Source organism: Faecalibacterium sp. AF28-13AC (assembly GCF_003478405.1).
In the GTDB taxonomy this organism is placed as follows: Bacteria; Bacillota; Clostridia; order Oscillospirales; family Ruminococcaceae; genus Faecalibacterium; species Faecalibacterium prausnitzii_E.
Genome location: NZ_QUFG01000004.1, coordinates 309,456 through 334,010, shown reverse-complemented (window position 1 = coordinate 334,010; position 24,555 = coordinate 309,456). Strand labels below are relative to the sequence as shown.

At 51.3% G+C, this 24,555-nt stretch carries 15 protein-coding genes and 1 pseudogene; all 16 read left to right on the top strand.

Annotated features, from left to right (window positions below):
- Positions 1 to 1,155, top strand: a 1,155-nt coding sequence (locus DWY95_RS07845; RefSeq protein WP_243082658.1) for a DNA topoisomerase, incomplete at its 5' end; no start/stop codon positions are given.
- 15 nt (positions 1,156 to 1,170) lie between these two features.
- Positions 1,171 to 3,042, top strand: coding sequence for a recombinase family protein (locus DWY95_RS07840; RefSeq protein WP_118553050.1), 1,872 nt, complete (start codon positions 1,171 to 1,173; stop codon positions 3,040 to 3,042).
- Positions 3,039 to 3,365, top strand: a complete 327-nt coding sequence (locus DWY95_RS07835; RefSeq protein ID WP_118553049.1) for a TnpV protein — start codon at positions 3,039 to 3,041, stop codon at positions 3,363 to 3,365. The genes DWY95_RS07840 and DWY95_RS07835 overlap by 4 nt, the downstream gene beginning before the upstream one ends.
- 171 nt (positions 3,366 to 3,536) lie before the next feature.
- A complete protein-coding gene (locus DWY95_RS07830; protein WP_117534722.1) occupies positions 3,537 to 3,833 on the top strand; it encodes a hypothetical protein in 297 nt (98 codons plus the stop codon).
- A gap of 77 nt (positions 3,834 to 3,910) precedes the next feature.
- A complete protein-coding gene (locus DWY95_RS07825) occupies positions 3,911 to 4,480 on the top strand; it encodes a hypothetical protein (RefSeq protein WP_117534723.1) in 570 nt (189 codons plus the stop codon).
- Between the two features lie 83 nt (positions 4,481 to 4,563).
- Positions 4,564 to 4,860 (top strand): DUF3847 domain-containing protein, encoded by a 297-nt coding sequence (locus tag DWY95_RS07820; RefSeq protein WP_118553048.1) that lies wholly within the window; start codon positions 4,564 to 4,566, stop codon positions 4,858 to 4,860.
- A gap of 239 nt (positions 4,861 to 5,099) precedes the next feature.
- Positions 5,100 to 6,605, top strand: a complete 1,506-nt coding sequence (gene mobQ / locus DWY95_RS07815; protein ID WP_243082662.1) for a MobQ family relaxase — start codon at positions 5,100 to 5,102, stop codon at positions 6,603 to 6,605.
- Positions 6,606 to 6,621: 16 nt separating this feature from the next.
- The gene (locus DWY95_RS07810) at positions 6,622 to 8,499 is read left to right on the top strand and encodes an AAA family ATPase (RefSeq protein WP_118553047.1); all 1,878 of its coding nucleotides are present in this window, start codon (positions 6,622 to 6,624) and stop codon (positions 8,497 to 8,499) included.
- Between the two features lie 122 nt (positions 8,500 to 8,621).
- Positions 8,622 to 8,822: a transposon-encoded TnpW family protein gene (locus tag DWY95_RS07805; RefSeq protein WP_022473970.1), complete on the top strand. Its 201-nt coding sequence runs from the start codon at positions 8,622 to 8,624 to the stop codon at positions 8,820 to 8,822.
- 28 nt (positions 8,823 to 8,850) lie between these two features.
- Positions 8,851 to 9,519 (top strand): annotated as a pseudogene (locus DWY95_RS07800) (DNA topoisomerase); the annotation flags it as partial.
- A gap of 876 nt (positions 9,520 to 10,395) precedes the next feature.
- Complete coding sequence (locus tag DWY95_RS07795) at positions 10,396 to 10,737, top strand: TnpV protein (RefSeq protein WP_117449890.1); 342 nt, start codon at positions 10,396 to 10,398, stop codon at positions 10,735 to 10,737.
- Positions 10,665 to 18,866, top strand: a complete 8,202-nt coding sequence (locus DWY95_RS07790; RefSeq protein ID WP_243082656.1) for a DEAD/DEAH box helicase family protein — start codon at positions 10,665 to 10,667, stop codon at positions 18,864 to 18,866. The genes DWY95_RS07795 and DWY95_RS07790 overlap by 73 nt, the downstream gene beginning before the upstream one ends.
- 64 nt (positions 18,867 to 18,930) lie before the next feature.
- The gene (locus DWY95_RS07785; protein ID WP_112148186.1) at positions 18,931 to 19,392 is read left to right on the top strand and encodes an XF1762 family protein; all 462 of its coding nucleotides are present in this window, start codon (positions 18,931 to 18,933) and stop codon (positions 19,390 to 19,392) included.
- Entirely contained in the window at positions 19,382 to 23,404 is a 4,023-nt protein-coding gene (locus DWY95_RS07780) for a DUF3849 domain-containing protein (protein ID WP_118553045.1), read from the top strand. Before DWY95_RS07785 ends, DWY95_RS07780 begins: the two co-directional genes overlap by 11 nt.
- The gene (locus tag DWY95_RS07775) at positions 23,401 to 23,640 is read left to right on the top strand and encodes a transposon-transfer assisting family protein (RefSeq protein ID WP_118553044.1); all 240 of its coding nucleotides are present in this window, start codon (positions 23,401 to 23,403) and stop codon (positions 23,638 to 23,640) included. The genes DWY95_RS07780 and DWY95_RS07775 overlap by 4 nt, the downstream gene beginning before the upstream one ends.
- A gap of 1 nt (position 23,641) precedes the next feature.
- A complete protein-coding gene (locus DWY95_RS07770) occupies positions 23,642 to 24,445 on the top strand; it encodes a YodL domain-containing protein (RefSeq protein WP_158577539.1) in 804 nt (267 codons plus the stop codon).
- Positions 24,446 to 24,555 lie beyond the last annotated feature (110 nt).

The window sequence follows — 24,555 nt, the reverse complement described above, 5'->3', positions numbered from 1 at the left end:
CCATCGAGTAACAAAGTCAGAAAAGTCACCTCCGAGAACTATCCTACAGACGCAGGGCGCGAGGGTGAAGCGATTTTCCGCCGTGTGTATGCTCTTGCCGGAAGCAAACTCCCCATCAAGCGGCTATGGATCAGCAGCATGGAGGATGCCGCCATCCAGCAGGGCTTTGAAAACCTGAAAGATGGTGCGGCGTATGATAATCTGTTTGCAGCGTCCGAGTGCAGGGCAAAAGCAGACTGGCTGATCGGCATGAATGGAACCCGCGCTTTTACGAAAAAGTACGGCAGAAAACAGACCATTGGCCGTGTGCAGACCCCGACGCTGGCGATGCTGGCCGAACGGCAGACCAAAATCCAGAACTTTGTAAAGGAACCCTATTATAAAGTGGAACTGTCCGGTGCGGGTGTCGTGGCGGCATCGGAACAGATGGCGCAGGAGCAGGATGCCGATACCGTTCAGGCAGCTTGCGATGGACAGTGTGCTGTGGTTGGCAGCATTGAACGCAAACGGGTGGAAAAGAAACCTCCGAAGCTGTATGATCTGACAACCTTACAGCGAGAAGCAAACCGATACTACGGCCTGACCGCCAGCCAGACCTTACAGGCTGCGCAGGAACTGTATGAAGAAAAACTGGTGACATATCCCAGAACGGACAGCCAGTTTGTGACCGAGGATATGCGCAAGACGGTGGAATCTCTGGTGCTGGCTCTGGATGGCCAGACCGTGGATGTGAGCTACGTTATCAACAACAGCAAGGTCACAGACCATCATGCGATCCTGCCGACGATGCAGGGCGCAAAGTGTAATAAGGAAAAGTTGTCCGAAACCAAGCAGAAGATTCTTTCGCTTATTATCTGGAAACTGGTGCAGGCCGTGCAGCCGTCGTTTATCTATGAGGATGTGCTTGTGACGGTATGCTGCCAGGGCAGGAACTTCACGGCAAAATATAAGGATGTTCTGCAGCCCGGATACACGGCAAAGCCTGTTCCGTTTGCAGAGCCGGAAAAGGACAAAGATGTACCGCTTCCGAAAAAGATGGAGCAGGGAATGTTTCTTCCTGTGGTACGGGCAGAGAAAAAGCAGGGCTTTACTTCGCCGCCGAAAGTCTACACCGAAGTTATATGCTATGAAAGGGGGATAAGAAATCGCCCATAGAAAGGAGAAATCATAATGAAAGCAAGGAAAACTGATAAAGGCAAGATAACCGCATTATATGAGCGGTTGAGCCGCGACGACGACCTCACAGGCGACAGCAACAGCATAATCAATCAAAAGAAACTGCTTGAAGATTATGCAAGGGAACATGGCTTTACGAATTGCGTCCACTTTACCGATGACGGCTGGTCTGGGGCAAACTTCGAGCGTCCGAACTGGAAACGCATGATTGCGGGAATTGAAAGCGGCGAAATCGGCTATGTACTGGTAAAGGATTTAAGTCGTGTCGGCAGAGATTATCTGCAAGTGGGATTTTACACAGAAGTCATGTTCAAGGAGCGGGGCGTCCGTTTTATTGCCATAGCAAACGGAGTTGACAGCGACAAGCGCGAAAGCAGCGAGTTTGCCCCGTTTTTGAATATTATGAACGAATGGTATGTGCGTGATAGCAGCCGAAAAATAACAAGCGTTCTCCACGCAAGAGGAATGTCCGGCAAGCATACAAACAGCCATTGTATTTATGGCTATAAGAAAGACCCTAATGACAAAGACCACTGGATTATCGACGAGGAAGCCGCCGAGGTAGTACGCCGGATTTACCGTATGGCGTTGGAGAGCAAAGGCCCGTATGAAATTGCCCGTATCCTTGCTTTGGAAAAGGTTGAAAGACCGTCCTATTATCTTGCACAGCGCGGCGTGGGGAAACATCAGTCTAATTTTAACCCCGCTGAACGGTACACATGGCGTGGCGGCACAGTTGCCGATATTCTATCCAAGCCGGAGTATATGGGGCATACAGTAAACTTCCGCACCTATAAAGAAAGCTACAAAGACAAACGCTCCAGAATGACACCCAAAGAGGATTTAGTCATTTTTGAAAATACGCAGGAAGCTATTATTGACAAGGAAACATGGGAGCGCGTCCAGAGCTTGCGGAAAACGATACGCCGGACGGACACCATAGGCGCGGCAAATCCTTTAACGGGCTTGATGTTTTGCGCGGATTGCGGGGCTAAGATGTATAACCACAGGGGCGGGGCTGGACTGGCGCGGGACTGGGCGGGGCGACCCAACGGCAGGAAGCGTCCAGAACGCGACGAGTACAACTGTTCCCGTTATGATTTAGGCAACCAGCACTATAATAGATACTGCACGACGCACCTTATCCGCACAGCCGTTGTAAATGAGCTTCTGCTTGAAGCTATCAAGGAAGTATGCGACTACGCGCTGAACAATGAAGCGGCATTTATGGAGCAGGTCTGCTCTGCTTCCAGCGAGCGGCAGGTGAAAGCGGCAAAGGCAATCCGGCAGAGAAAACAGCGCAGCGAGAAACGAGCCGACGAATTGAGCCGCTTAATCCGCAAGCTCTATGAGGACAATGTAAACGGCAGACTTTCTGATAAGCTCTTTGAACAAATGCTGCATGATTTTGAAGCGGAGTTAGAGAGTTTAACCGAGAGCGTTACCCAAGACGAGCAGGAGCTTGACCGTATAAGCCGGGAAACCGTCAACGCTGAAAAATTCCTTGCCCTTGTCAAAAAATATACGGATTTTTCCGAGCTTACCCCCGCCATGATAAATGAATTTGTTGAAAAAATCCTTGTCCACCAAGCCGAGGGAAAAGGGGCGAGCCGCACACAGGAGGTTGAGATTTTCTTTAACTTTGTCGGCAAGGTAGAAATCCCCCATGAGGAAATCGTACTGACAGAGGAAGAAAAAGCGGCATTGGCAGAGCAGGAACGGCGCAGAGCAAAAAAAGCTGAATACAACCGCCGCTATATGGAGAAAAAACGCAGACAATGGAGAGAACAGTGGGAACGGGAGCAGGAGCAAAAGCCCCATAAACTTCCCCCTGTCGCAGACGAGAAAGGAGAAAAGAGCGCATGAGAAGATTGATTGACAACGGTACTACTTCACCCGCCAGACCGCCCTATATCGGGCATTATGGACACTTGCGGAAAGCCTATCTTGAGGGCTACCGCCCCGATCTCTACACCGCCCTTGTTGCCAGTGAAAAACTGTATGAGCATTGTGCGGAGATTGACGCAGCCGCGCGGAGCCTGATTGACCTTATCATGCCGGAGCTTGCCAAGAGCGCGGGAGCCACCGAGGAATTGAAAGCCGCCGCGCCTATGAAGTGGGTAGGGCTGATGAACGCTTGCAAGGCACAGGCAGAAGAAATCGTAAAATATGAGCTAATCTATGCTTGACAGTCAAGAGCCGGAAAAAACAGAAATCTTGCGATAACAGCCGCCCTGACGAACCATTCCCCGTCCGGGCGGTTTTTATCGTCAAAAACGCCGTTTTCTCCAAGTCAAGAGCCGGAGAAAACACCCGAAAAATGCCCCTATTGCATAACAGGGGCGCAGAAAGGAGAGCTTATGAGAACAGGGCTTACCAAGCGGGAAAAGACCACCGACATTTGGTTTGACGAGAAAGACCCCCTTATCCATATCCGCACCCACAACACCGCCTTGAAGAAGCGTCTGCTTGCATACAGCCGCCGTTATCCGGCGATCTGCCAGCAGACCGACGCAGACCCGGAAACGGGCTGCATGGAGTTTGATATTGAGAAAGGCCGCTTCTCTTTCCGTCTGACCGCCCCATACAGTGAGGAACGGCGGGAAGCAGCGCGGCAGTTTGCCAAGGAAAACAATGCCGCCAGCAGACTGAAATGAGGTGGATTTGTTCATAATCCTGTGCTATACTTCTCTTGAAAAAAGAACAACAAATCGAAATTTTGAGGAGGTTTACTATGATATATAAGTTTACGGAAGTATTAAACGATCTTGTTAATTATTTTATTCTTGGTGACATTTTACTACTGGAAAGTTGGAAAAGAGCCAATAATCTTTCAGACGATTTGGCAACGGAATTTACCACAAATGAAAGTGGGGATAGGGCTTTTAGTGAAGGTATTGTTATCCCCATGAGTGGCATTGAAAACTATCCTTATACCGTATTGTTTAATCTCTCTGGTGATAAACCGGAGTTGTGCAAAGGGGAAAGCCGATTGCAGTTTAGAAGGAGTGGTTATTCCCTCAAAGTGGATAATAATATGCTTATGCTTTTTACATGGCACATATTAAAACAGTTTACTCCCGAAAAAGTGAAAACTCTAATTTCTTATTACAGACAGAATAAAAAGCCAATTGTCGAACTTGCAAATGGCTGGTATCATATCGAGATTTTGGGTGGAGAAACCTTGCAGGACGGGGACTATGAGCCTACATTTGAATTTGTGATACAACCAATAGAAAATGAAGAAAAAGCCGCAAATGCTGATATGAATTTAAGCTTTGAAATTATAAGTTCTGCTTATTAAAACTAAATATATTATCCACAAGGGCAGCCGAGAAAATCGACTGCCCTTTTTCCATGCCTACGGGCAGAAAGGAGCGACCAGCTATGACGAAACCGAGGGAGAAAACCCGTGAGGAATTGACCGCCGAGATTGAGGAAGGCAAGAAGAAAATCCGGCAGTTTGAAAACCGGGAGAAAATCATCAAGCAGAAGCTATCCGTCGAGGAACGCAAGGCGAGAAACCACAGGCTTTGTAAGCGCGGCGGCTTCATGGAGAGCCTTGTGCCGGAGCTGATTGCCATGCCGGACGAGGACGCGAAAGCCTTTTTACGGCTTGCCTTGATGAGCGAGCCAGCACAGGAGTTTTTGAAAAAACGAGCCGAGGATGGGAACCCAGAATAATCCCTTTGGAACAAAGGGCGCACTTATACACCCTTGCGGGCGTGTGCGCTCTGCCGAGGGCTTATCTCCGCACAGGGAGAGTTCCCCGCGCTCCGATATGGCGGCTTTGCCGCAACAAGGGGCTGCACCCCTTGCGCCGCTTCGCGGCTATCCCTGCACACCCACAAAAACAGTACACCCGCCGTTGGCGTCTGTACCATTTTTGCGGGTTTTATTATCCTATCCGGGAGGTGATACCCATAGCCATTTACCATTGGAACATCGGCATTGTGAGCCGGGGGAAAGGCAAATCAGCCGTTGCCGCTGCCGCCTACCGAAGCGGCGAAAAGCTGACAAACGAATGGGACGGAATGACCCACGACTACACCCGCAAAGGCGGTGTTGTCCATACAGAAATCATGCTGCCGCTCCATGCCCTGCCCTCTTTCTCTGACCGTTCAACCTTGTGGAACAGCGTGGAGCTTTACGAGAAAGCCGGGAACGCCCAGCTTGCCAGAGAGATTGACGCGGCACTCCCCATAGAATTATCCAGAGAGGAACAGATCCGGCTTGTCCGGGAATACTGTTCCTCTCAATTTGTTTCCAGAGGAATGTGCGTTGATTATGCCATTCACGACACCGACAGCGGCAACCCCCATTGTCATATCATGCTGACTATGCGCCCCCTTGACGAGCGCGGCACATGGGCAGCGAAATCCAAAAAGGAATATGACCTTGACGAGAACGGCGAGCGTATCCGCTTGCCAAGCGGCAGATACAAAACCCACAAAGTTGACCTTACAGGCTGGAACGACAAGGACAACACCCTCTTGTGGCGCAGGGCATGGGCTGACTATACCAACGACTTTTTGGAGAGGAACGGAAGCCCGGAGCGTATCGACCACCGCAGCAACGCCGAGCGCGGCATAGACGAAATACCCACCGTCCACATGGGCGTGGCGGCTTGCCAGATGGAGAAGAAAGGTATCGCCACCGAGAAAGGCGAACTGAACCGCAGTATTCAAAAGACAAACCGCCTTATCCGGGAAATCCGGGCGCAGATTAGCAAGCTCAAGGAATGGATTGCCGACCTGTTCAAAGCGCGGGAAACCGCCCCAGAACAGCCGCCGCAATCTCCCAACCTTGCAAATCTGTTGATGAAGTATTTGAGCGTTCAGAGAGAAAAGAGCCGGAAGTATTCGCAGAGTTGGCAACAACAGCACACAGCCGATGAACTGAAAACCATAGCGGCAGCGGTCAACTATCTTTCCGAGCATGGTATCTCTAATCTTGACGAGCTGGACGCTTCTCTTTCCTCTGTCAGTGATAGAGCCTATTCAATCCGGGAGGGAATGAAAACCGCCGAGGAACGCATGAAGAAGCTGCAAAAGCTAATTGAATACGGGAAGAACTATACAGAGTACAAGCCCATTCACGATGAGCTGAAAAAGCTGCAAAACGGCTGGACAAACAAGCGCGACAAGTACGAGGAAGCCCACCGCGCCGAGCTGACCCTATGGAACGCAGCAAGCCGCTATCTCCATGCAAATCTGCCGAAAGGAACAAAGACCTTGCCTATTGCGGAATGGGAACAGGAATATGCTGACCTCAAAACACAGAGGGACAGCGATTATACCAAACTGAAAGATACCCGCACCAATGTTTCAGAGCTTCAAAAAATCCGCAAATGCGTGGATATTGCACTCCGCGCCGACCAACCGGAGCAGGCGCAGACCCACACCAAGCGGCACGAATTAGACCGCTGAAAGGAGTTGAACTTTTATGTATTACACCCAAGAACAGATAGACCGCGCCAACCAAGCCGACCTTGCTTCTTTTCTGCAAGGACAGGGCGAGCAGCTTATCCGCGCCGGACAGGAATACCGCTGGAAGCGGCACGACAGCCTGACCGTCCGGGAAAACAAATGGTATCGCCACAGCCAGAGCAAGGGCGGCGCACCCATTGATTTTGTCATGGAGTTTTTCGGCAAGAGCTTCACCGAAGCCGTTGAAATGCTGACAGGAGAAAAAGGCGCAGCCCCGCCGCTGGACAGACCAAGCCCCGCGCCCATTTCTGACTTCCGACTGCCGCCCCGCAGCACCGACAACCGCATAGCGAGGAACTACCTCACAGCAGCCCGCCGCATTGATGAAGATGTGACGGGCTTTTTCTTTGCCAGCGGCGATATTTACGAGGAAGTCGCCCACCATAACGCCGTATTTGTCGGCAGAGATGAAAACGGCATACCGAGGTACGCCCACCAGCGCGGAACAACGGGCAGCTTCCGGCTTGATGTGAAAGGCAGCGACAAAGCCTTTAACTTCTGCTACCGAGGCGAGGGCGAAAGATTGTTTGTCTTTGAAGCCCCCGTTGACCTGCTCTCTTTTCTCTGCCTGTTCAAAAAGGATTGGCAGAAGCAAAGCTACCTGTCATTGGGCGGCGTGGGCGAAAAAGCCCTGCTCCGCTTTCTCTCTGACCGCCCGAACATCAAGACCGTTTACCTCTGCCTTGACAACGACAACGCCGGAAGCGATGCTTGCAGCCGCCTTGCGGAGCTTGTGCCGGAGGGCTTGACCGTCCACCGCCTTGTGCCGCTTTACAAGGACTGGAACGAGGTATTGCAGCACCGGGCAGAAATCGCGGACGGGAAGTATATCCGGGAAGCGATTTACGGCTTGAAAGAGCCAACCCAGGAAGAAACCGTTGAGATTATCCGCATGAGCGAGGTTGACACACAGACCGTTGAATGGCTATGGGAGCCGTATATTCCCTTTGGGAAAGTAACCATTGTGCAAGGCAATCCCGGCGAGGGCAAGACCACATTTGCCCTACGCCTTGCTGCCGCCTGCACCACCGGGGGAACGCTGCCGGGAATGAAACCCTTGCCGCCATTTCAAGTGATTTACCAGACTGCCGAGGACGGTTTGGGCGATACCGTTAAGCCCCGTTTGATAGAAGCAGAAGCCGACCTTGACCGCGTGCTTGTGATTGATGAAGCCAAGCGGGAGCTTACCCTCTCCGATGAGCGCATAGAGAAAGCAATTACGCAGAACGGGGCGCGGCTGATTATCCTTGACCCCATACAGGCGTACATGGGCGAAAAGACCGACATGAACCGGGCAAACGAAGTGCGCCCCATGTTCCGCCGCCTTGCTGATGTTGCCGAGCGTACCGGGTGCGCCGTTATCCTTATCGGACATCTCAACAAAGCTGCCGGAGGACAGAGCGCATACAGGGGCTTAGGTTCTATCGACTTTAGAGCCGCAGCAAGGAGCGTCCTTTTAATCGGGCGCGTGAAGCGTGAGCCGAATGTGCGCGTTATCATTCACGACAAATCTTCCCTTGCGCCGGAGGGAAAGCCCGTTGCCTTTTGCCTTGACCCGGAAACAGGCTTTGAGTGGATAGGCGAATATGATATAACTGCCGACGAGCTGCTGTCCGGCGCGGGCGGCAACAACGCCACAAAAACCGAACAGGCTGAAAAGCTGATACTTGACCTACTGGCAGACGGAAAAGAGCTTGCCAGCGAGGACATAGAGAAAGCCGCAGCCGACGCGGGGATTTCTGCCCGTACTGTCCGGGCGGCAAAGAAAAACCTTGACGGGCGCATTACCTCAAAGCGCATTGGCGCGGCATGGTATCACGCTCTTAAAAAGTGAAACGGCAAAATCCAAGTGGCAAAACCCAGATACCTTGCCACTTTGCCACTTCGCCACTTCAACCTCAAAACCACCGCCCCATGTATGACCGCATGGGGCTTTTCTCATGGAAAGGAGAGCCTATGAACAACGACACCAGCAACCGCAGCACCCCCGCAACCGCTTCCCCTCTGACCGTAAAGGAAGCCGCGCCACCTGTAATGATAAAGAAAATCGGAAAGACCACCTACCGCGTCAAAATCCATTTCAGTGAAACGAGCAAAGAAACCATGAGCGACAAAATCAAGCGTCTGATTTTGAATGACAGCGAAAAAAGTTCTTAAACACCCTTGACAAAACGTATCAGAAGATACCCTGCTGTCCGCAATGGAAACGGCAGGCAACAAAGAATTTGAAAAGGACACTGAGAAGAAAGGTCTGGGAACCCCTGCAACGCGCGCCGCGATTCTGGAAAAGCTGGTATCCTCCGGCTATGTACAGCGCAAGGGCAAGCAGATGATTCCCACGGAGGACGGTGTGGCCGCGATCCGCAATATCCCGGACTACCTGAAATCTGCCAGCATGACAGCTGAGTGGGAAAATGACCTGCTGCGGATGGAGCGCGGTGAGATCAAGCCCCATGATTTTATGCAGAGCATCCACGGATTGCTCGATAAAATGCTGGCTGACCTGCGGCAGATTCCTACCGTCGCGGCGGCTCCCTATTATAATAAGGTAAGCGTAGGAAGTTGCCCGGTCTGCGGAAACCCTGTACATGAGAGCAAACTCAGCTTTTGTTGTGCAGACCGCAGCTGCAAATTTGCCCTCTGGAAAGAAAGCAGATACTTGTCCAGCATGAGAAAAACGCTGGACAAGAAGATGGCGGTAGACCTTTTGAAGAAAGGCCGCACCCATGTAAAAGACTTTTATTCCGCGAAAAAAGATAAGACATTCGCCGCTGACCTTGTGATGCGCGTCGAAGATGGCCGCGCACAGTACAGCCTGGAATTTCCTAAAACACCGATGCAAACGAAAATGTAAAGGAGGTTTGACCCTTGCCACAGATTAACGATATTCGAGAATTGGCGCAACAGAACGCCCGGTATGTCAGTAACTCGCCACAGGACTGGATGAGTTATCTGGATGTGGCGGCGCGGCTGTACCGCTATTCGTTCACCGATGCGCTCCTGATCCACGCGCAGCGGCCCGATGCAACCGCCTGCGCAGAAATGGAACTCTGGAATCAGAAAATGAGCCGATGGGTCAACCGTGGCGCAAAAGGCATCGCGCTTCTGGATGATACCGGACCTCGTACCAAGCTGCGGTATGTGTTCGATATTGCTGACACTCATCTGGTGCGCGGCGGAAAAACACCGCTCTTATGGAATCTGGACAGCCACGAGCATGAGCAGGCTATCTTAGACCATCTGGCAGATACCTATGGTTTATCCCAGACAGACAGCATGAATACTGCCCTGATGGAACTGGCACAGCAGTTGACCGCCGACAATCTGGATGAAGCGATGGACGGTCTGGCCTATGAGGTGGCAGGCACTTTTCTGGAAGAACTGGACGAAGATAACATCCGCGTCCGCTTCCGGGAACTGATGACCAACAGTATCTTCTATACGCTTTCCCGGCGTTGCGGGCAGGAGCCTATGGATGTGCTGGACGATGATGACTTTATCCGTATCGTGGATTTCAACAAGCTGCCGGTACTGTCGTTCCTTGGCAACGCGGTTTCCGAACAGTGCGAAGCGGTTCTTTTTGACATTGGCCGAGAGATGCGGAAAATTTACAAAAAAGAAATCACGCAGCAGCTTGAAAAATCCGTTGACAGCTTGTATAATACCAATACGGACTTTAGCGCGTTAAAGTGTGAAATCAAAGAAAACACGACCAAAGGAGGACAAGAAAATGGAGTTGACGTATTACCGCAAGGGAGATTATCTGTTCCCGAATCTGGCCGTGAAGGACGAGCCGCAGATTATCGGGAAGTACGGGATGCTGCGCAGGACGTACCTGAAAGAGAACCGCAAGAACTGGTATCAGAGTATGCTGATGAGCGGCAGGCTGAACCAGCATCTGGCGCAGATCGAGGAAGCAGCGGAGAGCCGGGTGGAAACCCTGCTGGACAGTCTGAACGAGAAGTTTCCGGCACCGAACAAGGAGAAAGACCCGCTGGCATGGGCGGCACATCAGAACAGCCTGACGGCGATGGCAGAAGAAATCGTCTTGAAGGAATTGGTATACAATTAACCGAACCGACAACAGAACAGGATTTGAGCGAAGCAGAGGAAGAAATTGCCTCTGCTTTTTCTTTTCCTGATTTGCCGACCGTGGAACAGCAGATCCGCGCCATTGAAGCACCGATCCGGGCGCGGTATGCGGACGAGATTGTACTTGATCCTGAAGTAGTCGATGAAATTCTGCGCACAGGCAGCAACCGCAGCAAGGGCCAACTGCGCCTGATCTACAATTTTATGGTCGAGAAAACCCCGGAAGAATACACGGAGTTCGTGAAAAACGAATATGGTACGGGCGGCAAAGGCTTTGAAATTGGCGGTGCAAAGTATGCGGTCTGGTTCGATGATTTAGGGCTGCGTATTGCAGCAGGCAGCACGGCAAGGGGCGGTACGATTGCCAATGCGTTTTTATCCTGGGAGGATGTGAGCAATCGTATCCATGAACTGCTCCGGCAGGGCGAGTATGCGCCGCAGGCGGTTCTGGATGCTGCACGGCAGAATGCTTTGCAGGAACACGCGCAGACGGTGGCTTATATGGAACGTGACTTGGCAGACGGTGTTGCCGAAGCAGTGTTTCAGGATACAGCAATCTTCAGGGTCGGTTTCCCGGAACTGACAGACAGGCTGGCAGGCTTGCTGGATGATACGGATTTTCTGACTGACCTAAACGACAGATTATCTGCGCTGGGGGAAGCCTACGCCGAAGATAAAGACCTGATGCGGATGCACTTTTATAAGCCGGATAAAGTGGCAGCTCTGTTCCAGCAGTTTGCAAAGCCTTATCAGAACTACTCGGCGCGGGATGGCTTTCACTGGAATGAGTATAAGAAGTTCATCACGGAAGATGAAATAAACGCTTATTTCACACGAGGCAGCAATTATTCGGACAGTCGGCTGGCAATCTATTCGTTCTTCCTGAATCATGAGGACAAAAAAGAACGGGCCGACTTCCTGAAAGACCATTACGGAATCGGTGGCAGCAGCCATGCACTCTGCGGGGCAGATGATTCTCACGAAGATCACGATGGCAGGGGCATTTCTTTGGAGCGTGGCTCATACGGAAACCCGTATGCCAGTGTTCATCTGAACTGGAATCAGGCCGCAGGCCGGATCGACCAGCTTATCCGTGACAGTGAGTATTTGAAGCCGGCAGACTACTCCCGGATGCCTGCTTATGAACGGGAACAGATGGCAATGCGTGTGATGGGATTCTATCACCACCTGCCGAACGACGTGGAACGGCCTTATCCGCAAGACCTTTACCATGAAGAAGGACGAAAGGCTCTCGTTGAAAAGCTGGAAGCCCCTGAACAGGCGGTGGAACTGCTGGAGCAGATGGACAATGCACTGCTGTCCGTGCCGCTGGATTCGGGAGAATATGAGCGTAAGGCAGAATCCCTCTCTATCCTGCACCAATATGTCGAGGGAACGTACACGATTTTCCCGGAAAAGAAGAGGGCTGTTGAGATTGCGGTTCCTGAACAGGGGCAGATGTCCATGTTTGACTTCATGGAGCAGGAGCCGCAATCGAAAGAGCAGTCAACCGCCGCAGCGGTTGAGAAACCCCAAAAGGCAAAAGTCGTTGCGCGGTATCAGTCAACGGTGATGATGCAGGAGGGATATATCGAGGATATTGCAATTCTGCAATATCCTGATGGCAAGTTCTATAACCATTACAACTATGACGAAGAAACGGGAACAGGTACAGCAGAAACAGGGCCGTTTAACAGTCTGAATGATGCAAAGTCTGTCATTCGTCAAACGAGAGAAGATGCAAAAGCAGTAGAATCGTTTGAAAATCAGCCTAAGCAAACGTACAGCAGAGAAAACGGTAGTTTTCTGTATCTGGAAAACGACCATCTGTACCGCGTTGAGCGTTCTAATGCCTACGACGTTTATCTGAAAGATATGGAAAATTCGGCGGTGGCTGGCCGGGTCATTCCGTTACCGTCATATAGCGAAACGCTGGCGAAGAATCCGCTGAACGATTTCCTGAAACTGGATGCAGACCACACGCAGAAAGACAGCCGCTGCGTCTATAAAGAATGTCTGTACACGCTGCTGGAAAAGGTAGAGCGCAGCGAAATCTATCCGCTGCTGCGTGACCGCGATACCACCGAGGAAGAAGCGGAAAATCTGATTCGTGAAAAAATCAAGGATTTGTTTGCTTCCGGCGAGGTGGAAAATGCTACTTACTCCGAGGCTATCGACACATGGGCGCACTTTGGAGAGTGGATTCAGGAAGATATTTTCCAGCGCACCTATCAGGACGTTATTACGGACAGACGGGATGCCGTTGCACTGTATCAGGATAGCAAGGACGCACCGCAGTGGGTGCGCGGCATTATGGCTCCGTATGCAGCGGAAGAAAAGGCCGTTGAGCCGACCTTGCAGCCCCTGCCGCTGGATGAAGCCAACGAGTATAATGCGCTGAAAGAGCGTTACCCGGATGCACTGGTCGGCTACGAGCAGCACGGTAACTTTGAGTTCTACGGCGAGGATGCAAAGCGCGTTTCAGAACTTCTTGGCAGCAAGCTGTTGGAAAAGGAAACCGCACTCGGCAAGGTTGAGGTATCTGGTTTTCCGCGTGAACAGTGGGTTTCGCAGGCAATGAAGCTCTGGAAACAGGGGGAGAGTATCTATCTGTCCGGCCAGCAGGAAGATGGAACCTATGCGCAGACAAAGTATTTCCGCAGAGAGGAATACTTACCGATTAACACAACCATCGAACTGGAAGATAGAGAGTTCCGTGTGAATTCGGTCAACTTTGAACAGGGAACGGTCAGTTTGCAGGACATGACCCTTGCGAAAGAAGCCCGGTATCCGACCTTCCGAACGGAACCACTGGAGTACATTCGGCATGTGTATGAACAGGCAGATGTACCGATGGAAGAAGTGGTGGAAATCACAGTCTTTACGGCTCTGCATAATGCTGGTGTGGCTTACGAGGATTTTTCCCCGGAGCAGATGGATGTGATCTATTCGGTGGCAGAATCGGGCGGAGAGTTGGAAGATTTGCTCAATCCTGAGTTTCCGCCGGAACAGATGCAGCTGATCGCAGATGTGCAGAACAGAACGGATGCCATCAGCCGCGCAGCGGCAGAGGAAGCCCTTGAACCGCTGACGCAGCAGCCTATGACCCTGGCAGAGGTCAACCATGCAAGGCGGCAGCACAATCTTCCGCTGGACAGTGAAGCAGAAACAGAACAGCCTGTACAGCCCAAACAGGAATCTATGAACTTCCGTATTACGGACGATGATCTCGGCGCAGGAGGACCGAAAACAAAGTATAAAGCCAATGTGGAAGCCATTCGGGTGCTGCAAACGCTGGATGCAGAGCAACGGCAGGCCACTGCAGAGGAGCAGGAGATTCTTTCCCGGTATGTGGGATGGGGCGGCATTCCGCAGGCGTTCGATGAAAGCAATGCGGAGTGGTCGAAAGAGTATGCCGAACTACAGTCCCTGCTCACGGCAGATGAGTATAAGGAAGCCCGCGCCAGTACCCTGAATGCGTTTTACACTTCTCCTACGGTCATCAAGGCAATGTATGAAGCCCTGGGCAATATGGGATTGTCCAAAGGCAATGTGCTGGAACCATCCTGTGGTGTAGGCAATTTCATGGGTCTGGTGCCGGACAGCATGGAGAAGATTCGGATGTACGGTGTGGAGTTGGACAGCATTTCGGGCCGCATTGCACAGCAGTTGTACCAGAAAAACAAAATTGCGGTGCAGGGCTTTGAAACGATGCAGTTCCCGGACAGCTTCTTTGACTGTGTTGTGGGCAACGTACCGTTCGGCAATTACAAAGTGCCGGATAAGCGGTATGATCGCCACAATTTCCTCATCCACGATTATTTTATCGCCAAGAGCCTTGACCTTGTGCGTCCGGGAGGCGTGGTGGCGGTGGTAACGTCCAGCGGTACGATGGATAAGAAGGATTCCTCTGTCCGTGAGTATCTTGCCAACCGTGCCGATCTGGTAGGCGCGATTCGACTGCCGAACAATGCGTTCCAGCGCAATGCCAACACGGGCGTGGTTGCTGACATTCTGTTCCTGCAGAAGCGTGACCGTGCAGCGGTGGAGCGGGCAGAGTGGGTAGACCTTGCCGGAACGCCGGAAGGATACTCCATCAACCAGTATTTTGCGAAGCATCCTGAGATGGTGCTGGGGGAGATCACCACCGAAAGCACTCAGTATGGCAAGCAGGAAACTACGGTCAAGCCCATCGAAGGCGCAGACCTTGCCAAGCAGTTAAAAGAGGCGGTCGGCAACATCCATGCCACCATCACGGAGCCGGAAATCTCCGACGATGAACTGGATGTGCAGGAAGAACCTATCCCGGCAGACCCCAGCGTGAAGAATTTCAGCTTTACGAACGTAGATGGGCAGATTTACTACCGTGAAAATTCTTTCATGAATAAGGTGGAACTGCCTGCCGTAACTGCAGAGCGGGTGCTGGGCATGATCGCTCTGCGGGAAACCACCCGGAAGCTGTTGGATTGTCAGCTGCATGATGGTTCGGATGCTGAAGTACAGCTTTTACAGAATGAACTGAAACAGCAGTACACCGCATTTAAGGCGCAGTATGGCCTTATCAACAGCACGGCCAACAAGCGGGCGTTCCGACAGGACAGCAGCTATTGTCTGCTGGCATCACTGGAAATTCTGGATGAGGAGAAGAATCTCAAACGGCTTGCCGATATTTTCACCAAGCGCACCATCCGTAAGCCGGAGCCTGTTACCTCAGTGGACACGCCAAGCGAAGCTCTGGCACTTTCCATTGGAGAAAAAGCAAAGGTGGATATACCGTTTATGGTGCAGCTCTGCGGTAAACCGGAACAGGAGATCACGGATGAACTGGCAGGTGCGATTTTTCGAAATCCTGTGACACAGCAGTGGGAAACCTCGGATGAATACCTGTCCGGCAACGTTCGTGAAAAACTGGCCACAGCAGAAACCTTTGCAGCGAACCATGCAGAGTATCAGATCAATGTGGATTACCTAAAAAGGGTACAGCCCAAAGACCTGGATGCTTCGGAAATCGAAGTGCGGCTGGGTGCGAACTGGGTGAAGCCGGAGTATATCACGCAGTTTATGAAAGAAGTGTTCAAGACCCCGAACTACTATGCCGGGATTGACATTAAGGCAACCTATTCCGAAATTTCTGGTGCATGGAACATTTCGGGCAAGTCGCTGGATCGCGGCAATCCGCTTGTCACCAACACTTACGGAACCCTGCGGGTCAATGCCTATAAGCTGCTGGAAGATGCACTGAACCTCCGGGATACCAAAATCTACGATACGATTCACGATACGGATGGCGACCATCGTGTGCTGAACAAACAGGAAACCATGCTTGCACAGCAGGCACAGGAATCCATTCGGGAAGCGTTCAAGCAGTGGATTTTCAAGGATTTAGACCGCCGCGAGGATTTGTGTGCGACCTATAACCGGATTTTCAATGCGATTCGTCCTCGTGAGTACGATGGCAGTCACATCCGCTTCGAGGGCATGACCCCGGAAATCTCTCTGATGCCGCACCAGAAAAATGCGGTAGCGCACATTCTGTACGGCAACAATACGCTGCTGGCGCATTGCGTGGGCGCAGGCAAGACCTTCCAGATGATTGCTGCCGGCATGGAGAGCCGCAGGCTGGGCCTGTCGCAGAAGAATCTCTATGTGGTACCGAATCACCTCACGGAGCAGTGGGGCGCAGATTTCCTGCGGCTCTATCCCAATGCCAATGTGCTGGTGGCAACGAAAAAGGATTTTGAACCCAGCAATCGAAAGCAGTTCTGCTCCCGTATCGCAACCGGTGATTACGATGCCATCGTGATCGGTCATTCGCAGTTTGAGCGTGTACCGCTCTCCCCGGAACGACAGAAAGCTATTGTAGAGCGTCAAATTGACGACATTACGCTGGCTCTGGCGGATGCCCGGAGTGAGGACAGCCGCAGTTTTACGGTCAAGCAGATGGAAAAAACAAAGAAAACGCTGGAAGCAAAGCTACAAAAGCTGAACGACCAGACGAGAAAGGATGATGTGGTCACATTTGAGGAACTGGGTGTTGACCGTCTGTTTGTGGACGAGTCGCATTTCTATAAAAATATGTTCCTCTACACAAAAATGCGGAATATCGCAGGTATCGCCCAGACGGATGCACAGAAGTCCAGCGATATGTTTGCAAAGTGTCAGTATCTGGACGAACTGACAGGCGGCAAGGGCGTGACCTTTGCAACCGGAACCCCGGTCAGCAACTCGATGGTGGAACTGTACACCATAATGCGGTATCTCCAGTATGATACCCTGCAGAAGATGGGGCTGAGCCACTTCGACGATTGGGCGGCGTCTTTTGGTGAAACCGTTACGGCAATCGAGCTTTCTCCGGAAGGAACCGGCTACCGTGCGAAAACACGTTTTGCCCGGTTCTTCAATCTGCCGGAACTGATTTCTCTGTTCAAGGAATCCGCAGATGTACAGACAGCAGATATGCTGAACCTGCCTGTGCCGCAAGCAGAGTACATTAACGAAGTGCTGAAACCCAGCGAAACACAGGAAGAAATGGTAAGTTCCTTTGCAGACCGTGCCGAGGCTGTACGCAACGGCAGCGTGAATCCGAAGTTCGATAACATGCTGAAGATCACCAACGATGGCAGAAAACTGGCACTCGACCAGAGGCTTATCAATGATATGCTGCCGGACGAGCCGGAAAGCAAGGTCAATCGCTGCGTGGAAAATACATTCAAGGTCTGGGAAGAATCTGCGCCGGACAAGGGAACACAGTTGATTTTTTGCGATTTATCGACACCAAAAGCCGATGGTACATTCAATGTTTATGATGATGTGCGGGAAAAGCTGGTGGCGAGAGGTGTTCCTCGTGAGGAAGTGGCGTTCATTCACGAGTACAACACGGAAACCAAAAAGGCAGAGCTTTTTGCAAAGGTGCGTGCCGGACAGGTGCGTATCCTGATGGGGTCTACGCCGAAACTTGGCGCAGGAACCAATATTCAGGATCGATTGATTGCCCTGCATCATCTGGATTGCCCGTGGAAGCCGTCTGATCTGGAACAGCAGGAGGGACGTATTCTCCGGCAGGGAAACCGGAATAAGCAGGTGAAAATCTATCGTTACGTCACGGAAAATACGTTCGATTCGTATATGTGGCAGATTCTGGAAAATAAGCAGAAGTTCATTTCTCAGATCATGACTTCCAAATCACCTGTCCGCGCCTGCGATGATGTGGACGACACCGCGCTGTCCTATGCCGAAATCAAGGCACTGGCGACGGGCAATCCCTACATCAAGGAAAAGATGGACTTGGATATTCAGGTCAGCAAGCTGAAGCTGCTGAAAGCCAATCACACCAGTCAGATTTATAGTCTGGAATCGGATATTGCGCGCCGCTATCCACGAGAAATTACTGCGGCAAAGGGCCAGATTGAAGCTCTGAAAACAGACATGGAAGCGGCAAAACCGCTTTTGGCGCAGGATAAAGACCACTTCTCTATGGAGATCAGCGGCAAGGTGTATACCGAACGCAAGGAAGCAGGTGCAGCCATCATTGAGGCTTGCAAGGCTCTGAAAGCAGCAGGCACCGAGGGCAGGATCGGCAGCTACGGTGCGTTTGAATTGCACTCCCGGTTTGACAACTTTGATAAGGTGTTCCGCTTATCCATCAAGGGCGCGTGGAACTATTCGATGGAAGTCGGCAAAGACCCGCTGGGTAATATCCTGCGCGTTACCAATGCACTGGCAGGCATCGAAAGGACACTACCGCAGGTGGAACGCAGACTGGAAACATTGGAACAGCAGTTGGCGCAGGCAAAGGAAGAAGCCAAACGTCCTTTTGCGCAGGAAGCGGAACTGGCCGAAAAATCTGCGCGTCTTGCGGAGCTGAACTCTCTGCTCAACATGGATGAAAAGGGTAGTGAGGATGCGCTGGGAGTGGATGAGGATGCAGCCGAAACCGAGGTTGCAGATAAGCCACGTCAGCCTGTGGACTACGCAGGCCGCGTTGCAGAGCGCACTGCGGACAATGTGCGGAAACCCTCTGTGCTGGCACAGCTTCATGCAAAACAGGTAGAACGTAGCGTAGAACCGCAGAAATCCCAGAAGCGGAAAAGTCACGATATGGAACTGTAAATAGGATAACCCCGTTAGATCTCTGCAAGGAATCTAACGGGGCATTTTTGAAAAAGGAGGGCATTTGCTGACATTAACACCGATCAATCTGAAAACGGCAAACGCATTTGTGCAGCAGTATCACCGCCACCATAAACCGACGCGAGGGCATAAATTCTCAATCGGCGTATCGGACAATGGTGCGCTGGTAGGCGTTGCTATCTGCGGCAGACCTGTGGCACGGCGTCTGGACGATGGCTACACGCTGGAAGTCAACCGTCTATGTACGAATGGAACGCCGAACGCTTGCAGTATTTTGTATGCGGCGGCATACCGTGCAGCACGGGCCATGGGCTACAACAAAGTTGTTACCTACATTCTGGACACGGAGAATGGCAGCTCCCTGAAAGCTGCCGGCTACACCTGTGAGGGTAGAGCCGGAGGCTTGGAATGGAACGGCGCAAAAGCACCAAAACAGGCTGACCAATATCCGCGCCAGATGAAAACACGATGGGTCAAGAAAAAGGAGGGCTTGCATGGCAGTTGACCGCAAACAGCAGATGAAAGAAATCACGGAACGGTTGGAGCAGGGCGTAAAGGACATTTTTACATCGGAAATGTACACGACATACCTACGCACGATGGCAAAATTCCACAATTACAGCTTCAACAATACGCTGCTGATCGCTATGCAGCGGCCTGATGCCACACTGGTGGCAGGGTTTAACGCATGGAAAAACAAGTTTAACCGCTACGTCAAAAAAGGCGAAAAAGGCATCCAGATCATTGCTCCGGCTCCCATTAAGGAGGTCGAGGAACGCGAGAAAATCAACAAGGATACGGGTCTGGCGGTGCTGAACGAAAATGGCGAGCCGGAAATGGAACGTGTGGAGTATGTGGTTCCGAGGTTCCGATTGACGACAGTTTTTGATATATCGCAGACGGATGGGGAACCGATTCCGTCGTTGGAAGTGAACGAACTGACGGCCAGTGTCAAAGACTATGCGCTGCTTACGGTGGCAATCGAGCAGGTATCGCCTGTGCCGATTCGGTTTGACGAAATCGAAGGGGAAGCCAAAGGGTATTACAGTGACATAGAGAAAGAAATCTGCATCCAGGTCGGCATGGGCGAGAGCCAGACCATCAAGACGATGATTCATGAAGTAGCTCATGCGATGCTGCATAACAGCGATTTGATGAAACAGCGCGGCGAAGAAAAAGACAGGCTCACGAAAGAGACCGAAGCGGAAAGTATTGCATTTACGGTCTGCTCGGCTCTGGGCATTGATACGTCCGATTATTCGTTTCCGTATGTGGCAAGCTGGGCCAGCGGCAAGGAGATGAAGGAGCTGAAAGATTCGATGGATACGATTCGATTGACCGCAGCCGATTTTCTGGAAAAGTTGGAAGCGGCAATCGCAGAAAGGAACGCAGAGCGTATGACTGCGATGCAGTATGCGGAAAAGTTGATTGCCAATAAGGAGCAGGAAAAAACGATTTTCGATGATGAACAGCGAAACCTCATCATGAATTTTTCTTTCAAGCTGGATGACCGAGCTGCAACGGAAGAACTGGTGAACGGTCTGGCGGCGGCACTGGCCGAGGATGACAAAGAAGAAGTCAACCGCCTGATGTACGAGGCACAGGAGAAAATCGAAAATCTCCCGGATGGGATGATTGGTCTTTCGGAAATGCACGACTATGGTTATCGGAAGGATGATATGCTGCCGCTGATGAAAGACGCTGCGTTGGAATGGCATCGGGCTGGCGAAAAAATCTATCCTCTGTTTTCGGATGGTACGGCAGGCGAGTTTGCCAGCAAGGAACAAATCGCACAGCATGACGGTATTTTCGGTATCCGAACAGATGTATGGCAGAGTATTCTGCTGGAACAGCAGGAAAGTTATCTGGAAGATGATTTTACATATCCGCAGTTCCCGTTTTCGCCCATCACCAGAGAACAAGCCCTGCAGCTATACGATGAGGGAAAGCAGATCTACTTAGTCCGCACAAGTCTGCGGCCAACGATTGTTACGGAACGCGCAGAAATCGAGCGCGGAAGTGATGTGTTCCAGATCGCAACGGCAGAACTGGAACTGGAGAAGAGCCGAGAAGAATCTTTGCTGCAGAGCAGTGAGAAACAGTTCGGTATTTATCAGATCACAGAGCGTGACCCGGAACACGACTACCGTTTCATGGGACTGGACTATGTGCAGAAGAAAGGCATGACAGTTGCCCGTGCAGATTATGACCTGATCTATGCCGCACCGCTTACGGACAAGGATACGCTGGATGGCATTTATGAACGGTTCAATATCCAGCGTCCGGCAGACTTTACAGGGCATTCGCTGTCGGTTAGTGATGTAGTGGTACTCAATGATGGCAGTACGGTCAAAGCCTACTATGTGGACAGTATCGGTTTTGCGGAACTGCCGGATTTTTTCAAGGAAAGGAGTATGGATTTGCAGAAAGAGAACCTTTTGAACGAAAAATTGCAGGAAATCGAAATCTTTGATAAGTCTGGTCTTTTCAGCAATGGCCGACTGCGGGATGAAGATGTGCCGGAGGGCTTATATCGCTATGATCTGCGCGGTTCGGACTACGACCCAGGCCAGCCTATTACAGTGGAGAAAACTGTGGTGGTGAACCATGCGGCATCTGTTCTGATGGCCGAAGAACTTGACCTTGGCGCAGAGGGGCGGCTGGAACTTGGCGAGGAAGGACTGAACTTCACAGGCGCAGAGTTGACCGTGCGAGAGTTCATGGAGGAACAGCAGCAGAAAAACAATGTGCTGATCCATGGCGATTCCGACCACATCACAGTCGAGGGGCATATCGGTACATGGTATGCTGTTGATGAAACGGAGATTGGTGGCGAGAAGTTCTTTCTGCTGGAGCATGAGGAACACGGTGACATGGCGGCCTGCGTTGCAGTCAATGAGCAGGGCAAGCTGGTGGCAGAGGATTTGTGGAACGGCTTCGATGAAGATTTTCAGGAGGCCGTGCAGAAATATCTCTCTGAAAAATGGAATATGCCGAAAAAAGAAGATGTGGTGTCAGAGATCATTGAAAAGGCTGCGCCTGTGCCGGACAACAGCGCACAGGACTATTCGGATGTGCCTGTCTACTATGAGCCGTTCAGCTATGCCAAAGAAAATGACGAGGTGGATTTATACCGCATTTCCTATCGGCTGAACAGCGAGTGCAAGCAGGCAATCCATGAAGCGATTGCAGATAATTATGACGGGATGTACCTTGGCGACGATGCAGTCAGTCAGGTTGTGCAGCAGTACGGCATGGAGCGTGTGGGTTATATTCTGGCGAATACTCTGCACCACAAAAGCTATGATGGCCGTTTTTCTCATAGCAATAAGGAATGGGCAGAGCAGGTCAGCACCCCGGAACATAATGCAGACCGCATGACCTTCCGCACGGATTGGGTGGTTGACAGCCACCCGGCTATTCTGGATGGCTTTGTGACGATGTTCCGGGAAGAACTGGAAGCACAGAAAGAACAGGAACAGCCTTTCGTAAAGCAGTTCTATGTGGTCGAAAATTTGCAGGCCGCGCCTTTGAAAATTGAGCGGTTCGGCAATCTGGATGATGCAATGTCACAGTATCAGGCTCTTCCGAACCATTACATGAAAGCCTTGGGCGTGGAGAAAAATCCTGATCCTCTGCCGGGTTCACTGGATATTTTGCAGTGCAAGAACGGCATTGACACCATCGTAGAGGACTATAAAACGGTTCCGGGCTGGGATAACCCGTATATCCAGAATCATGTTGTCCAGCCGTTACAGGGAGCCTTAGCTGTGCAGGATGTGGAGTTGGCCTATGAATTGCCGGATGCCTATTTCTATATCCAGACCTGTGAGGATGGTTTCGACTATACCTTATATAATAAGGACTTCACGGAACGGGATGGCGGCATTCTCGAAACGGACGGAGATAAGCCTGTGCAGGAGGCTATGACGGAGCTGCTGGCAGAGTTCAGCTGCGATGCAGCACAGGGCAGGGTCATGGATGCAGCGGAACTGCGGGAACAAGCCGATATGGTGGCTGAACAGCAGGCAGGAGTTTTGAAAGAAAAACTCGCCGCAGAAAGATCTGCGCCGGAAGAAACGCTCAGCTTTTATGTCGCGGAGTGTTTGGAGTTCACGTTTGCTGGAGAGTTTCACGACCATCTGACAATGGAAGAAGCATTGGAAGCCTACGACAAGATTCCGTCCGAACGGATGAATGCCGACAAGTGCATTGGATTCTGTATCGAGGAAGATGGCGGCTTTGTTGGAATGTATGAGCTGGTCGTGAATGACAAAGTGCAGCGGGAGAACATCAATTCCATCAACTACTTCAGGGATGATAAGCTGGTGCAGCAGGCTATTTCCGATATGGAAAAGCTGATGGCAGCACGGCAGCAGAGCAAGGAGCAAGAACGCAACAGTACGAAAAAGTCTGTTCTGGATGCCCTGCGCAGTCTGAAAGCCAAGAAACAGGAGCAGCCTGCACAGGAACAGGATAAGCCGAAGAAAGCGAAAAAGAAAGGGATGGAGTTATGAGCAATGTACGCTTTGATGAACTGGAATTGATGCTGATGGCGATGTTTGAGCAGCCGACACTCAAAGATACGATTCAGGTGTTGACGGAGGTTCAGCCGCTTGTGGCAGAGGATGCAGAGATGTCTGCGCTTGTCCAGCAGACCATCCCGAAGATGCAGCAGTTGAATGAGCAGCAGTTCAAGGGGCTGGAGTTGGAGTGGCATAGGCCGGAGGAGCCGGAAAAGGAGAAAACGTAAAATGATAAACCAGTATAGAGTTTTCCAAATCAAAGAGGTTCATCATCAGCATTGGGCAAAATCCTATGTACAGCAGGTAGAGGACGGGTTCCTGATCCATCATCAGAATTACCAGAGTGCGTACAAAGGAAAGCCTGCACCAAGCGATACGCCAATGACAGCTCGGAAGCGGTTGGAAGAAAAGCGGCCAAATACATTTATTGGACGCGCCTTTGGTGTTGGCGATGTGATCGTATGGGATGAAGAAAAGGGCCGAAAGTTTTTCTATGTCGATAAAGAAGAACTGGTGGAGTTTGGTGGTTTTATGGATGCTGACGCAGCCGGAAACACTGTCGTCTACATGGTTCCCAATTATCAGATTGATGGAAAGACTGGAACATGGCTTCCGTATGACAGCGAAGTTGTAGAAGACGTTTGCTTTTTTATGATGCGTAACGAGCAGCGCAAAGATGCCGTTTCTCCAATCGTGGTAGATAGCAAAGGTGTATTTGTGACGGATGCGCCGAACGGCTTTGAAAATGTTCGCTCTATCCTTACAGAGTACGTTCACCGCGATAAAAAGAAACAGCCGAATATGACCGAGCATGAAAAATGCTTGACGAACGGAACGTATGAACGTGCGCGAGAATCCGGCACAGAGCAGAATTACGACATGATAGATGGCTGCGTGAACAATGTACCGAAGAAGCCACGGCGCATTGGTGGCAGATGGTCGGTGCTGGATCGGCTGCATATCAAGCAGGCAGAGCGGAAACAAAAGGAGCAGACCCAGCAACAGCAGCAGGAGCGAAGCCGGAAAGGGTAAGTTGTAAAAAGTAAGGGTTGCCATTAGGCAGCCCTTACTTTTTGTTTGTTGGCTAGCTTGAGCGAACAACAACCACCAGCTCCGCTGATGGAGTAGAAAAGTGCTTTAGC

Bases quoted from the DNA above. Each gene is read 5' to 3' on its own strand.
- DWY95_RS07770 (WP_158577539.1), top strand. From the start codon at position 23,642: ATGATAAACCAGTATAGAGTTTTCCAAATCAAAGAGGTTCATCATCAG.
- DWY95_RS07835 (WP_118553049.1), top strand. From the start codon at position 3,039: ATGAGAAGATTGATTGACAACGGTACTACTTCACCCGCCAGACCGCCC.
- DWY95_RS07790 (WP_243082656.1), top strand. From the start codon at position 10,665: ATGGGCGGCACATCAGAACAGCCTGACGGCGATGGCAGAAGAAATCGT.
- DWY95_RS07780 (WP_118553045.1), top strand. From the start codon at position 19,382: ATGGCAGTTGACCGCAAACAGCAGATGAAAGAAATCACGGAACGGTTG.
- DWY95_RS07840 (WP_118553050.1), top strand. From the start codon at position 1,171: ATGAAAGCAAGGAAAACTGATAAAGGCAAGATAACCGCATTATATGAG.
- DWY95_RS07805 (WP_022473970.1), top strand. From the start codon at position 8,622: ATGAACAACGACACCAGCAACCGCAGCACCCCCGCAACCGCTTCCCCT.
- DWY95_RS07795 (WP_117449890.1), top strand. From the start codon at position 10,396: ATGGAGTTGACGTATTACCGCAAGGGAGATTATCTGTTCCCGAATCTG.
- DWY95_RS07775 (WP_118553044.1), top strand. From the start codon at position 23,401: ATGAGCAATGTACGCTTTGATGAACTGGAATTGATGCTGATGGCGATG.
- DWY95_RS07830 (WP_117534722.1), top strand. From the start codon at position 3,537: ATGAGAACAGGGCTTACCAAGCGGGAAAAGACCACCGACATTTGGTTT.
- DWY95_RS07810 (WP_118553047.1), top strand. From the start codon at position 6,622: ATGTATTACACCCAAGAACAGATAGACCGCGCCAACCAAGCCGACCTT.
- DWY95_RS07820 (WP_118553048.1), top strand. From the start codon at position 4,564: ATGACGAAACCGAGGGAGAAAACCCGTGAGGAATTGACCGCCGAGATT.
- DWY95_RS07825 (WP_117534723.1), top strand. From the start codon at position 3,911: ATGATATATAAGTTTACGGAAGTATTAAACGATCTTGTTAATTATTTT.